The sequence below is a fragment of the Leucobacter viscericola genome (genome assembly GCF_011299575.1).
GTDB classification, from domain to species: domain Bacteria; phylum Actinomycetota; class Actinomycetes; order Actinomycetales; family Microbacteriaceae; genus Leucobacter; species Leucobacter viscericola.
The window spans coordinates 1,709,191-1,723,080 of sequence record NZ_CP049863.1; the positions used below are offsets into that span (position 1 = coordinate 1,709,191).

Here is a 13,890-nt window from a genome sequence, read left to right on the forward strand (position 1 = left end):
ATCCGCCCGCTCAACCAGTTCTAGTACCCGCGCATGCGCTCCTTGAACTCCTTAACGTCGCCCTCGGCGAGCAGCGGAGTGGAGTAAGCGTTGAGGGTGAACCCGTCAACCGGGTCGCTCGGATTCAGGCGTCGCGCCTCTGCGGCAGCACGAAAGTCTCCCGTGGGATCACGCGAAAGATCGGTGATGCCGACGTACAAGCGTGTAGGCTGCCAGCCGTCCCAGCTCAGGTAGTCCCAGATAGCCTGCTCGTCGGGCTTCACGCTTCCGTAGAGGTCTTTCATGCGGGCAGCCGGCAGACCTGATTCGTACTCGTTCATCGAGATAAGCCCCGCGGCGTTATTTGCCATCAGCACCTCATCGGCGGTGGCAATCATGTCGCGTTTCTGCTTGAGGTCGTGCACCGGCTCGTTGGTGGTCCAGCCCTCAAACGTCACCTGCTTGAGCATCGATTCGCCGCCCTGCCCGTTGCGCTCTGGCTTCACCTGCTCGTCGCTTGTCTTCGTCCAGGTGACCCCGTAGTCGCGGCTGAGCCGATCCCGAACCTGCTCGAACACCTTCGCGACACGATCCCGCTCGGCCTCGAGCGAGGGCTGGGCGAGAATCTCTTGCTCGGAGTAATCCTCGACCCCGGGGAAGGCCTCACGGTGCAGCTGCCCCGTTGACTTTGAAACCGCGTAGCTACCGGCGGACGCCGTCTGCAGCACACCGAGGCTGCCGACCGTCGCCACGTTGCACAGCAGCACAACCGCGAGGGCTGCGATGCCGAGCCGCCGCGCGCGTTTTGTCACGAGTGCTGCGACAACGGCCGCTATGACCGCGAGCTGCACCACAAACACCGTCACACTGAACACGGCGTCGGCGGCCCCCGAGAAGGCCATCACCACCAGCACAAGCGCGAAGACAATCGCAAGGCTCAGAGCGACCCAGCCGAGCCAGTGGCTCCTCACACGGTTGCGCTGCAGGGTCGCCGTTTCAAGCCGAGGCTCCGCAACCGCTCGCGTGTGCACGGTCGCCCGGCTCGCGCCGTGATACCCGCCCTTCGGCGGCAGTGGCGGTGCCCCCTCAGTGCTCGATACGTACGAGCGTGCACCCGCCGGGTTTCGATCCTCACTCACCATGGCTTGTCCGTTCCTCCGCCGGAACCGTCACCAGATTTTCCCTGATCGCGATCCTGGCGCTGCTGAGCGCCGTCCTGCAGTTTCTTCTCGATCTCGTTGAGTTGCGAGTCATTTGGTTGTTGGTCTTGCGGGTTGGGTTTAGAGTCTTGCTCACCCTGCTGCGGGTCTTGGGGCTCCTGTGGCTTCTGCTGGTTTTGATCCTGACTCTGGCCACCGTCTTGCGGATCCTGAATCAGCTTCTCCATGATGCGGCGAACGAGCTCGTCGAGGCTGTCTTTCATCGAGCGCTGATGGTCGGGTGAAGCGGCATCGGCCTCGGCGGTGCCGCACTCCTTGGGCGCGAGACTGAGAATCTCGAGCGCCTTGCGGTACAGCTCCTGCCCCTTCTGCACGTCACCCGCACCGGTCGCACGGTCGCCCTGCCGCTCGACCACGGTGGCCAGGTTGTAGCGCACCGCACAAACTTCAATGCCCGAGACAAGCGGGAGCGCTTCTTCGAGGGCGGCTCTCGCCTTGTCGAGCTCACCCAATTCGGCGAGGCCGGTACCGCGGTTGTAGGGAGCCTTGTAGGGCTCAAACCAGTTGACGCCGGCTCCCTGCCACTCGGCAGCCGACACCGTACCTTCAAAGTCGGTCGCGACAAATGCTCGAATCGACTGGTGGGCAAAGGCATACATGCTGAGTAGCTTCAGCACGAGCAGCGCCGCGATCAGCACGACCGGGATCGCGGAGATGCCGATCCACTTGCGCGCGCGTCGCCTGCGACGATTCTTGTCGAGCAGCTCTCCGAGCAGTGCTTCGCTCGGCGTCGGGGGTGGCGTTACGTTCTCGCTCATCGCCCACCCCGCTCTCGTTTAGTGATCCTGCCCAGCCGCGTCGTTGCCGCGGTTGCGTTCGCAACCTCAAACGCGAGCAGCACGACCGCAATGCCCGCGGGAATCCAGTACAGCTCAATGACCGTGCCGATCTCTCCGGTCGCGTTGTGTGTTGTCGTTTTTGGGGTCTCAGGTAGCTTGAGCGCCTGGTCCGCCGTGCGATGCACGTAAGAGACGTCAAGCTGCCCCGCGATTCGCTCCAGGTTTGCGGTGTCGATAACCGACTTCGCGTTTTTGCCCTGGTACTGAATGTACGCATTGTCTTTCGCTTCAGGATCGGCATCGGTCACCCGCATGGGGCCGCCCTCTTTGGTGCCGTAGCCGAGCACAAGACCGCCGCCAACAAAGTCGGCGCTCGCGCGAAACGATCCCGGCTTCGTGTCCGAGGTCTGCTCGCCGTCGCCCATGTAAAACACGAGCCTCGCGCGATCCTGCCCACTGTTGGCTGCCGCCTGCAGCAGGTCACGCAGCACGCCGTTCGCCTGAGAAATCGAGGTGCCCCGTGATCGGTCCGTCACCTCAGGACTCAGAGTTGCCATAGCCGCGCCAACGGCCGTTGTGTCGGTCGTCAGCGGCAGCCGCACGGAGGTGGTCGAGTCGAAGGTGACGAGTGAGAATCGCGCGCCCGGATACTTGTCGACGATCGTCTTGACGTCTTCGCGCACTCCATCGAGTCGCGGCCTGTCGCCGTCCCAGTCTTCGGCCACGATGCTCGCCGAGGTATCAACGAGAATAAAAACGTCGGCGTTCGTCGCGTACGACTCCGACTGGCCGCCTGGAATCCCGGGTCGCAGCAGCATTGCCACGCACGCGAGCACAAACACCATACGAACCCCCCACACCACGCGTGCCCGACGCCCCGGTGCACGTACGAGGGCCCACACGGCGAGGCCGATCGCGGCGATCGCCACGGGTATCAGCAGCGCCGGGTGAATGACGGGGTTAAAAATTACGTTGTTCACAGCCGGATCCTCCAAGCCACAAGAATCCAGGTGAGGCCGAGCACGGCAAAGATCCCGATCCACAGATCTGGGGAGTCGGTCTCTACAAGTTGCTGGCTGCCCTTGAGCAGCGTCGCCTCTTGCTGTTGCACCTTCGCGATAATGTCGGGCACCGTCATTGACTCGCGCAGCGCGTAGGATCGCCCGCCCGTCTCAACCATTGCTTTCGAGAGCTCCTCGCTCTCCTTCTTCGAGACTCCATCGGCCGGGTTGATCGCGTAGACGCGCACGCCCTGTTTCTTTGCGAAGGCAGCTGCCTGCACGAGAGTCACCGTGGGCGCACCCTGCAGTTCGTTGTCAGTCGCGAGAATCACGGTGCGGGATCGCTCCTCGCCCTCGTGGTCAAAGCCCATGACGCAAGAGGTCAAGCCGTCACCGATCAGTGAGGCTCCGGCACCGGTCAGCGTGCCAGCCCAGTGCTCGGGGTACTCGTCCGTGTAATCAAAGCTCTTTTTCATGCGGCCGAGTTCACGCTCGATGAAGTCGTAGTCATCGGTCAGCGGGAACACCTGCACGGGCGAGCTATTGAAGATGGTGAGGCCGATCCGCTCTCCCTTGAGATCGGGAAGGAGTTTCTCGAAGACATCGATCACCTCGGTGACAACCTCACTCATGGAGCCCGAAACGTCGAGGCAGAGCACGATATCGCGGTTGGCGTTTTCGGGCTGAATGAGGTGGGTCGACATCGGCCTCGCGGCAACAACCCCGCCAAACGCAAGCGCGAGCGCGCCGATACCGGCGAGTGCGCTCAGCATTATTCTTCTGCGCCGCACCGCGTGCTGGTATCCGGGCAGCGAGCGCACGCGCTCCGAGCGCGAAAGCAGCGCGGGTGACTGCGGCACTTCTTCTTTGGGGCCGCGACCTCGCAAACCCCACAGCACACCACCGGCAATAGCAAGTACCAGCAGCCCTAGGGCCACCCACAGCACCCACAGCTGCCCAAACAGCTGCCCAGCCAATTCGCTCGTTTCACTCAGTACCACGAGGTCACCACCTGTCGACCAGCGGCGACTCCAGCAATCGGGTCAATGATCATGTCGCTGCGGAAGATGCTCGGGTAGTAGTGGCGCTGCATCGCATCGATGAGCGCGGGGTGAACCCCGAGCTCGATCAGGTCGTTGAGCCCCAGAACGGGGGCTTCGAAGCCGCTGTAATCTTGCACAAACGAGCGCACCTCTCGGCTCAGCCGTCGGTTCGCCTCGCGGGCGTCGATGTCTCCCGCGGTGTAGGCCTGTTCAACCACTCGCAGCCGCTCGAGGTATTCGGCCCGCAGGGCGGCGGTGATGAGATCGCCGTTAACGTCGGGCGCCGCGGCAATGGTTTCCTTGGTGAGTTTGTAGCGGGGGCGTGTGGCCCACAGTACAACGATTCCCGCGAGAATCACCAGCGCAATCACGCCAAAGGCGAGCAGCAGCCAGCCCCAGCCGTACTGGGCCGGCGGGTAGAGTCCCTCGATGTCAGACACGGGACCTCCGATCAAGCATTCGCAGCAGCTCTGCCACGGCCGTTTCTGGCTCGCGCAGTTCGGCGTGGGTGATCCCGAGCTTGACCATCAACGCTGCGCGACGCGAAGCATTGGCCCGGTCGAACGCGCTGAGCTCTTCGAGCACCTCTTCGTCGCCGTTCAAGAAATCAGGGATCTGCCAGCCGGTGTCAATATCGACCCGCTGGGTGCCCGATCCGCGCGTCTCAAGAATGGGATCGGCGTCGGCGATCGTCACCCACACCACATCGTGCTGCACCCGCAGCCGGCGCAGCAGCTTCTCGGTGCGCGCCGAAATCGGAGCGGCATCGGCAATCACAACGAGGATGCAGCGACGCGAGACCGTGCGCACAACGGTGTCGAGCAGTTTTTCGATGTCGCTGCGAGCCGAGCTGGGTGTTGTGGCGGTCTGGATCTTGCGCAGGGCGACCTCAAGCGCCCCCTCTGAACGGCGAATGTCGCTGCGCTGCACCTGATCCGCGTCACCGCTCAGCACCCCAAACTGGTCACCGTGGCGCAGTGACAGGAACCCCAAGACACCCATGGCGAGGATCGCAAGATCGCGCTTTGGGTTACCGTCAGGGGCAAGGGCCGCCATGCCGCGACCCGAGTCGACGGCAAACAGCACGGTCTGTGCGCGCTCTGCTTTGGAGCGCTTCACAAGCGGCACACCCAGCCGGGCCGTCGCGCGCCAGTCAATGTCGCGAATGTCGTCGCCGTGCTCGTAACGATGCAGGTCGTCGAAGTCGAGACTTCGACCGCGAAGCGCAGACTGGTATTCGCCGTCGAGCGCGTTCGTTGAGAGGCGCGACGACACGATGAAGAGTTTGCTCTTCACCTGTTCGATCAGTGTGGACATGGCGTTTAGCGTCTAACGCCCTTACGGGGTGGGAACCGCGCCGAAAATGGCATCGATAATCTGCTCGCTGCGCACACCGTCGGCCTCGGCTTCGAAGTTCAGCAGCACACGGTGGCGCAGCACGAGGTGGCGCAGGCCGCGCACGTCGTCGGGTGTCACGTAGCTGCGACCGCTGAGCAGCGCGAGGGCGCGGGCGGCCTGCAAAAAGGCGATGCTCGCACGCGGGCTCGCACCGTACTTCACGTAGCGCGCGAGATCCTCACCGATGTACTGCGCCGGTTCACGCGTCACGTAAATCAGCTGCACGATGTAGTTGCGCACAACCGGGTCAACGTAGATGCGGCTGGCGATGTCTTGCAGTTCGAGGAGTTCTCGCGTCGACACAACCGCATCGATAGAGCTGCCAGAGGCAAGGATGCCCGAGTCGATGCGGCTCAGAATCTCGGCCTCTTCAGCGGGGCTCGGGTACTCGACGATTTCTTTGAGCAGGAAGCGGTCCATCTGAGCTTCGGGCAGCTCATAGGTGCCCTCCTGCTCGATGGGGTTTTGCGTTGCGATCACGAGGAACGGCTCGGGGAGCCGGTGCACCTCACCACCGATAGTGGTCTGGTGCTCCTGCATGGCCTCGAGCATGGCGCTCTGCGTTTTGGCGCTCGAGCGGTTGATCTCGTCGAGCAGCACAAAGTTCGCGTGCACCGGGCCGAGCACGGTGCGAAACTCTGCCGTCTGTGCGTCGTAAATCTGGTTGCCCGTGATGTCGCTCGGAAGCAGGTCGGGGGTGCACTGAATGCGCTTGAACGACGCCTGCACCGCTTCAGCGAGAGTGGTCGCCGCGGTGGTCTTCGCCAGCCCGGGCACACTCTCAAGCAGCACGTGACCACCGGCAAGCAGCCCGACGAGCAAACTGACACGCAGGCGTTCCTGGCCAACCACCTTCGAGGTGTAGGCCGCCGAAATGCGCCCCAGCTTTTCTGCTGCTGACGCGATTTCCTGCTCGCTCGGTGTCGTTCTGGTTGCGTGTGCTGCGACTTGGCTCATGCTCTGCGGGTGATCCTCACGTGACTCGTATTTTTCCCCCGGGCCAGCATAGCCGTTGCCGATTGGAGAGATATGAGATTCCCGTGTGGACTATCCAGATCCTGCCCTGCCCCCTCCCGCTCTGCCCCTTCCCCGCCCCCTTCCCACCCCTCCCACCATGGTTTGCGGGTCAGTTTCTGGTAGTAAAAGGCGGTTTAGTACCAGAAACTGACCCGCAAACCCCTGGGGAAGGGGAGGGAAGGGCCGGGCGGGGACGGGCGGGGACGGGCGGGGCTACGGGCGCTACGTCGTTGACTCGCCCGCCTCGCCGGTGTCGACCAGCAGCACTCCCGAGGAGATGTCCCACATCATGGCGACACTGTCACCGCGGTTATGGATCCTGGCCTCCTGGCCGAGTCGCACGGCGCCCTCGGTGCCATCCGGCAACTGCACCGTGTAGCGACGCGAAGCGCCGAGGTAGGTAACGTCGGTGATGGTGACCGGGATCGCGTTTTGTGTTTCGGTTGGCACGCTGCCCGCGGGCTCAAGCCGCAGGTTCTCGGGTCGGATCAGGATCGCGAGATCCTCGTGAGCCGATTGCCCGTCGGCCACCACGCGGTGTCCGGCAACGTCGATCGAGGTGCGCCGCTCGCCGTCGGCAGTGCCCTTACCGAGCAGCACAGTCGACTCCCCAAGAAAGCGCCCAACAAACAGCGTCTGTGGGGCCTCGTACAGGTCCTCCGAAGTGCCGACCTGCTCGATCCTGCCGTTATTGAAGACCGCAATGCGATCCGACATCGACAGCGCCTCTTCTTGGTCGTGTGTCACGTACACAAACGTCGAGCCGACCTCGCGGTGAATGCGCTTGATCTCGTTCTGCAGCCACTCGCGCAGCTTCTTGTCGAGGGCGCCCAGCGGTTCGTCCATGAGCAGCACTCGGGGTTCGTAGACGAGCGCACGCGCGAGCGCAACACGCTGCTGCTGGCCGCCGGAGAGCTCCGAGGGGTAACGATCCCCAAAGTCCCCCATGCGCACCATGCCGAGCGCGGTCGCGACCTTCTCCTTCTGCTCTGCCTTTGAGAGCTTACGGCGCTGCAGCGGGTAGGCGATGTTCTCGGCGACGGTCTTGTGCGGGAACAGCGCGTAGTTCTGGAACACCATGCCGATGTCCCGCTTGTGCGGTGGCAGCTTCGCCACGGGCTTGCCGTAGATGTGCAGCATGCCCTCGGTCACCGAGGTGAAGCCCGCGATCATGTTGAGGGTGGTGGTCTTGCCCGATCCTGAGGGACCTAGGAAGGTCATGAACTCGCCGGGTTCGATCACGAGGTCGATCTCGTCGACCACGGTGCTCTCGCCGTAGCGCTTCGTGACCGAGCTGAGGCTGATCCCCGCATCACCGATCGTGTGGATCGCGCGAGTGTTCAGTCCCTCGGCACGCAACTCTTGCTCGTGTTCCGCGGGCAGCACGCCGTCGTTAGACGGTGCTTCGTTTTGAGTCATAGCGTTCACGCTACCGGTCGCTTTCTCTTGCGCGTGGCAAATTGGGCAACGAGCATCACGATCACCGAGGTGAACATCGTGATGACCGCCACCGCGGCCACTGTGGGGTCATTAGTCTGCGTGACGCTGTTGAAGATCTTCACAGGAAGCGTCTGCAGGCTCGGGGACTGAATAAACAGGGAGAGGATCACCTCGTCGAACGACGTGACGAACGCAAACAGTGCGCCCGCCGTGACACCCGGCGCGATGAGCGGCAGGGTGATGCTGAAGAAGGTGCGCACCCGGCCGCCGCCGAGACTCGCCGAGGCTTGTTCGAGGCGGGGATCCAGGCCCTGCAACGACGCCATCACGTTTGTAATGACGAGCGGCATCGACACGATCGTGTGTGCGAGCACAAACCCGGGCAGGGTGCCCAGCAGGTCGAGCCGCAGGAACAGCGAGTAGAGGCCAACCGCGAGCACGATTCCCGGCACGATCAGGGGGAGCAAAAAGTAGCCCTCCATGAGGCCCTTGCCGCGAAACTTCACCTTCGAGAGCCCCAGCGATGCGAGCACACCGACCGTGGTCGCAACAATCATGGTCAGCACCGCAACCTGCAGCGACGCGAACAGTGACTTCATCCAGTTCGGATCGGTGAAGAAGTTCTCGTACCAGCGCGTCGAGAAGCCCTTGGGTGGGAAGTTGAACGACGGCGCCTCGTTGAACGACATCGGAATGATGACGAGTGTCGGCACGATCAGCCAGATCACAATGAGCACGGCGAAGATGCCGAGTAGGCGTTTTGAGGTCATCAGCGATCAACCCCCGGGAAGAGACTGCCACTCTTGTTAAAGCGAGACACGACCACCAAAATGAGGATCGTGCACGCGAGCAGAAAGATGCCGAGTGCGGTGCCCTGGCCCCACATCAAAAAGACGCTGATCTGCTGCTGGATCATCGCCGAGATCATGATCTCCTTCGACGAACCGAGCAGGGCCGGGATGATGTAAAAGCCGAGACCGAGAATGAACACGGTCACCCCACCCGAGAAGATACCGGGCTTCGACAGCGGCAGGTACACCGTAAAGAACGCGGTCACGGGGTTCGCGCCGAGGTTCGATGCGGCGGGCAGCAGTCGTTTGTCGATCTTTGCCATCGACGAGTAGAGCGGCAGCACCATAAACGGCAGCAGCACCTGACTCATGCCGAGGGCCACACCAAAGGTGGTGCGGATCAGCGGGATCGGTCCGATGTCGAACCAGGCGGCGAGGATGCTGTTGATCGGGCCGGTGTCTTGCAGCAGCACCATCCAGGCGAGCGTGCGCACCAGAATCGAGGTCCACAGCGGCATCATGATGAACAACTGCATCATGTTGCGCGTGCGATCCGACACGATCGTCATCAGGTAGGCGTACGGGTACGCGAGCAGCAGACACACAAAGGTGACGAGGATCGCAGTGCCAAAGGTACGCATCACCACGTTGAGGTTGCCCGGAGTGCTGAACAGCCACTGGTAGTTCTGCAGCCCCGGCTGAGGGTCCGTGACCGAGCGCACAAACACGTCGGCAAGGGGGGCCAGGAAGAACAGGGAAACGATAACGAACGCCGGTATGAGCAGGAGCAGGGGGCGCCAGTTTTTGGGCCCCCGCTTCTTTGCCCCGGGGTCCGCACCGAGGGCGATCGCGCGTGTTGACACGTCGCCCTCGGTGACAGAATCGATGGCCATTGGTATTAGTTACCCGTGGCCCAACCGGCCCACGCTGCGGCGAGCGCGTCATAGTTCTTGACCCAGAAGTCGACGTTCGGTGAGATACCTGTGTCGAGGTGTTCCGTGGTCATCCACTCGGTGAGGGTCGCGTCCATCTTCGGCTTCGCGTCGGTGTTGACCCCGCCGTACGAGGTGAGCTCGGTCATCTTGGCCTGCTGTTCGGCGCCGATGGAGTAGTTGACCGCCGCGAAGGCGGCGTCCTTGTCTTTCACACCCTTCGGGATGCCGTTCGAGTCGACCATAATCATCCACTGATCCCACATCGGCGCAACGTGCGCCCCGGCACTCGCGGCACCGTAGCCGCGACCCGACCACACGAGACCCATGACGGCTTCGCCCGCCTCGAGCTGCTGCTGCGCCTGGGCGCCGGTGGTCCAGCCGATGACATTGTCGCCAAGATCCTTGTACATATCGAAGGCGCCGTTGATGTCTTCGGGCTTCAGGTTCTTGACGTCCTTGCCCTGAGCCGTGAGTGCAAACTCGACGGTCTGCGGGTCGACGTAGGTGGACTGGCTGACGGTGCGCTTACCGGGGAACTTTTTGGTGTCGAAGAAGTCGGCCGCGCTCTTGGGCGGGTTGTCGCCGAACTTGTCGGTGTTGTAGACGACGACCAAGCCGTACAGAATCTGGGGAACCATGCACTTGTCGGTGATGGTGCCCTTGGGAACCTTCGAGGTATCAACCTTGGAGTAGTCGTACTCCTCGTAGAGTGTGCCGCAGCCGCGAGCGGTGTCGAACTGCGTCGTGTTGACGATGTCCCAGCTCACGTTGCCGCTGTCGACCATGGCCTTCAGCTTGCCCGCGTCGAACGCGTCCTGGTTCACGGTCGCACCCGAGGCCTTCGCGAACGGATCCCAGAGTGCCTTGGTCTGGCCGTCCTGGAAGACACCACCCGATCCGGCAAAGGTGAGTGTGACGCCGTCAAGGGCGCCCTCTTTGATCTGCCCGGCAACCGGAGTGCCGAGGTCGTGCTTGGGGGCCGCCTTGGGCTCGGAGCTGCCACTGCAGCCGGCGAGCGTCAGTGCGAGAGCCGCTGCGCCCGCGGCGAGCGCGAGCAGCTTTCTGGTCTTGGGGGTTTTGAGTGTGGCCATGCTGTTTCCTCACTTCATTGTGTGTTGAGCCGTCCGCTGAGCGGATGCTTTCGAAGCTAACAGCGACCACCAGCGCACCCGGGGCTCCTGTTACCCCTTCGTTACCGCCCGACACGATCTTTCATAGCTTCGTACACACACCCCACGAGCCATGTAGTACGAACATAAGGAATCCGGCACAGATAGTTCGGAACCGCAGCACCCGACCGAAACTCACTCTTACTATGAACACGACCCCGCACCCAGTTCAAGGAGGAACAGGTATGAACATTGTTGTCATCGGAGCCGGGCTCGCAGGACTCACTGCGGCCTGGGAGCTGAGCAAGTCCGGGCACAAGTGCACTGTTCTTGAGGCGCGGGATCGGGTTGGCGGGCGAACCTGGTCTGAGCAGCTCGGCAATGGTGAGGTGACGGAGCGCGGTGGCGAGTACGTCTTTCCCAGCGAGCATCCGATCCGCAAGCTTGCCGCAGAGGTCGGTGTGCCGATCATGTCGCACAACGTGCGTTACGCCCGCCGCACAGTCAACGACCACGTCATCTCGTTCGCCGAGCTCGGCGCGACAACTGAGCGCGTGCGCGACACACTCGCCCGCATGCTCGCGGACGGCGAGACCCAGGTCTCACTCGAACAAGCATTCGCCGAGGCGCTCGGTGACGGCTACCGGCTGGACCCCGTCTACCGCCGCACCACAACCTCGGCAGCGGCCGATCCCTCCCGCGTCAATGCCGAGGCGGTGCTGCTGCATGAGTCTTCTAGCGCGGGTGGCTACATCGAAGACGGCGGTCGTTTTGTTGGCGGCAACCAAGCGCTCTCCCTCGAACTCGCCCGCAGGCTCGGCGACCAGATCAGGCTCGAACACCCCATCACCGGCATCGAGCAGTCGGCGAGTGGTGTGCAGGTGCACCTCAGCGACGGGTCGAGGATCAGCGCCGACGCGGCCGTGGTCTCAGTGCCCTTGCCGATCCTGCGCGAACTTGAACTGGGCTTTTCCCTGCCCGAAGAACAGCAGCGCGCCCTCGACCACCGTTTTATGGGTGTCGCCGCGAAACTCGGTGTGCCTCTCAGCCGGGTCGACAGCGACCCCGCCCTGCAGAATGCAGAACACACCTGGTGGTCTTGGCGATCCCTCTCGATTGACGGCGAAAACCGCGTGAACGCCCTCTCCTCGTTCGCGGGTGGACCCTTTGCGTTTGAGGCGCTCGGGATCGCGCGCGGCCCTGAGGGGTGGGTGCGCGAGCTGCAGGGGATGCGACCCCAACTCGAAATCGACGGTGACGTGCTGCTCACCGACTGGTCTGTCGATCCGTGGACCAGGGGTGCCTACAGCGCTCCAGCGCTCGACTGGGCTGCGGAAGACGCCGATGTGTTCACCCGGGCAGCCGGGCGCGTAGCCATCGCGGGAGAGCACACGGGGCTCGCGCAGTCGCTTTCGGGGGCGGTTGCGTCGGGATACCGGGCCGCCGCCGCACTGGACCAGGTACTCAGTGCATAAATCGAAGCACCAATATATGGATACATTGAAAACATGACCTTCACAGTTAGGTCGTTACTCGATCTCACAGAGGCCCAGACCACTTCACTCACCCCGGGGGTTGGCGAGGATCACCCAATCACATGGGCGCACGTCTGCGAGTTGAGCGAGCCCTGGCGCTGGCTGGGGCAGGGTGCTCTACTCATGACCACCGGCATTGGCATTCCCGACACCAGCGAAGAGCAGTGTGCCTACCTTCGTGAGGTGCACGCTGCCGGCATCTCTGCCATTGCGATTGATGAGACTCCCGCAGACGCACCGTTCGCAGAGGCTGCGCTGCTCTATGCCGCGCACATTGGGCTCCCGGTGCTGCAAACCGCGCACGAGGTGCCCTTTATTGTCTTGGCAAAAGCGGTCGCGGCAACCGGGCGACAGGAGCGGGTGAACCGTTTGCAGCAGACCGAGCGGCTCTACGCGGTCGCCGGGGCGCACGCGGTCGACGACGCGATCGAAACCCTGCTGGAGGCCCTGGAGAGTGTGCTCGAGAGTCGGCTTCAGTTGCGTCCTGGCAGCGCAGTGGGCGAATTCAGTCCCCCGCAAGAGCCGCCCGGCACAATCTCCCAGCTCTCGGCGAGAATCTATTCAACGCAGTTGCTCGCGCCAGGAACACCGGAGCTACGCTTCGCGAGTGTGGGTCCCGTCGATCACGCCCTTATGCTGCACGCCGCCGGGGTTGTGAGCAGCGCACTCTCGGTCAAGGCCGCCGCCAGGCGCAACGAGTGGATGCACGGTTCGCTGCTGCTGACCGACCTGTGTGACGAGTCGGTACCCTCCAGCCCGGCTGAGCACCTTGTGGCCGCCTACAACGTGCTCTCCCCCTACCTGTTTGCGGTGGTGCAGAGCGACCACGCCCGATCGGCCCTCGACGAGGTGCACGCCGTGTTCGCGGCAGACCGGGTGCCCGCGCTCGCCACGATCAAAGACGGCCACGTGCTCATACTCGCTGAGGCCGGTGAGCGAATCGAGCGGTTACTCGAACTGCTCGCAACAGAAACCACCAGGATCGGCGTCAGTGCACAATTCTCGCAGCTGAGCGACACGCACGCGGCGCTTCGGCAGGCGCGCAGCGCGCTGATCCGCAATCGCCAGTCTGGCCGGGTGCTGCGCTTCGAAGAGAACGAGGCCACCTCGCTGTTTCTCCCCAGCAACATGGACCAGCTGCGCGGGATCGCGCGCCAGGTGCTCGGCCCCTTGCGCACCTACGACGAGCAGCGCGGCACCTCACTCACCCAAACCCTGCGGGTGTTTCTCGAAGAAAATCGCAGCTGGGTGCGCGCGTCCGAGCGCCTGTACGTACACAGGCAAACCCTCATCGCGCGCATCTCGCGCATCGAGAAGATTATCGACCGAGATCTCTCCTCGATCGAAGACACGGCCGAGTGCTGGCTCGCCGTGCAAGCAGCCATCGAGTGCGGCGACCTCGACCCGGGCGAGTACGTACCGTCGCCGGATCCTGACCCGGAAGAAGTCTAGGCAGCGCTGTTAGGCTTCAACGCGCTCGCAGGCGCAGCGGCTCTCCTCGGGAACACCGGCAAGCGCCTCTTCAACGTGCTGGCCGCAACCCTGCCAGGTCGTCTTGCCACAGGTTGCGCAGGGGGCGGGAGAACACATAATCAAAGCCTTTCGAGAAGCTGACCGGGGGTCGGGTCGCATTCCTAGCACCA

General features: G+C 63.1%; 14 protein-coding genes. 2 read left to right on the top strand and 12 right to left on the bottom strand.

The genetic code is table 11. From position 1 onward, the window contains the following. Positions 1-20: 20 nt before the first annotated feature. The 11 genes from G7068_RS07670 to G7068_RS07720 form a co-directional block, all read right to left on the bottom strand. Positions 21-1,121 (bottom strand): hypothetical protein, encoded by a 1,101-nt coding sequence (locus tag G7068_RS07670; RefSeq protein ID WP_166290794.1) that lies wholly within the window; start codon positions 1,119-1,121, stop codon positions 21-23. Continuing rightward, positions 1,115-1,957: a tetratricopeptide repeat protein gene (locus tag G7068_RS07675; RefSeq protein ID WP_166290796.1), complete on the bottom strand. Its 843-nt coding sequence runs from the start codon at positions 1,955-1,957 to the stop codon at positions 1,115-1,117. Before G7068_RS07675 ends, G7068_RS07670 begins: the two co-directional genes overlap by 7 nt. Continuing rightward, positions 1,954-2,958 (bottom strand): vWA domain-containing protein, encoded by a 1,005-nt coding sequence (locus G7068_RS07680; RefSeq protein ID WP_166290798.1) that lies wholly within the window; start codon positions 2,956-2,958, stop codon positions 1,954-1,956. Before G7068_RS07680 ends, G7068_RS07675 begins: the two co-directional genes overlap by 4 nt. Then, positions 2,955-3,956: a vWA domain-containing protein gene (locus G7068_RS07685; protein WP_244304782.1), complete on the bottom strand. Its 1,002-nt coding sequence runs from the start codon at positions 3,954-3,956 to the stop codon at positions 2,955-2,957. Before G7068_RS07685 ends, G7068_RS07680 begins: the two co-directional genes overlap by 4 nt. 14 nt (positions 3,957-3,970) lie before the next feature. After that, positions 3,971-4,462, bottom strand: coding sequence for a hypothetical protein (locus tag G7068_RS07690; protein WP_166290800.1), 492 nt, complete (start codon positions 4,460-4,462; stop codon positions 3,971-3,973). Beyond that, on the bottom strand, positions 4,455-5,339 hold the full coding sequence (locus G7068_RS07695; protein WP_166290802.1) for a DUF58 domain-containing protein: 885 nt from the start codon (positions 5,337-5,339) through the stop codon (positions 4,455-4,457). Before G7068_RS07695 ends, G7068_RS07690 begins: the two co-directional genes overlap by 8 nt. Before the next feature lie 21 nt (positions 5,340-5,360). Then, positions 5,361-6,377: an AAA family ATPase gene (locus tag G7068_RS07700; RefSeq protein ID WP_166290805.1), complete on the bottom strand. Its 1,017-nt coding sequence runs from the start codon at positions 6,375-6,377 to the stop codon at positions 5,361-5,363. A gap of 282 nt (positions 6,378-6,659) precedes the next feature. Then, positions 6,660-7,856 (bottom strand): ABC transporter ATP-binding protein, encoded by a 1,197-nt coding sequence (locus G7068_RS07705; RefSeq protein ID WP_166290807.1) that lies wholly within the window; start codon positions 7,854-7,856, stop codon positions 6,660-6,662. 5 nt (positions 7,857-7,861) lie between these two features. Continuing rightward, entirely contained in the window at positions 7,862-8,647 is a 786-nt protein-coding gene (locus G7068_RS07710) for an ABC transporter permease (protein ID WP_166290809.1), read from the bottom strand. Beyond that, positions 8,647-9,561, bottom strand: a complete 915-nt coding sequence (locus tag G7068_RS07715; protein WP_166290811.1) for an ABC transporter permease — start codon at positions 9,559-9,561, stop codon at positions 8,647-8,649. Before G7068_RS07715 ends, G7068_RS07710 begins: the two co-directional genes overlap by 1 nt. A 5-nt stretch (positions 9,562-9,566) precedes the next feature. After that, positions 9,567-10,694, bottom strand: coding sequence for an extracellular solute-binding protein (locus G7068_RS07720; RefSeq protein WP_166290813.1), 1,128 nt, complete (start codon positions 10,692-10,694; stop codon positions 9,567-9,569). Between the two features lie 263 nt (positions 10,695-10,957). On the opposite strand from G7068_RS07720, the gene G7068_RS07725 reads away from it, so the two are divergent. Both G7068_RS07725 and G7068_RS07730 read left to right on the top strand, forming a co-directional pair. Next, positions 10,958-12,187 (top strand): flavin monoamine oxidase family protein, encoded by a 1,230-nt coding sequence (locus G7068_RS07725; protein WP_166290815.1) that lies wholly within the window; start codon positions 10,958-10,960, stop codon positions 12,185-12,187. A 33-nt stretch (positions 12,188-12,220) separates the two neighbouring features. After that, the gene (locus tag G7068_RS07730; protein ID WP_166290817.1) at positions 12,221-13,699 is read left to right on the top strand and encodes a PucR family transcriptional regulator; all 1,479 of its coding nucleotides are present in this window, start codon (positions 12,221-12,223) and stop codon (positions 13,697-13,699) included. Between the two features lie 9 nt (positions 13,700-13,708). On the opposite strand, the gene G7068_RS16595 is transcribed toward G7068_RS07730, so the two are convergent. Continuing rightward, positions 13,709-13,837 (bottom strand): hypothetical protein, encoded by a 129-nt coding sequence (locus G7068_RS16595; RefSeq protein WP_280116217.1) that lies wholly within the window; start codon positions 13,835-13,837, stop codon positions 13,709-13,711. Positions 13,838-13,890 lie beyond the last annotated feature (53 nt).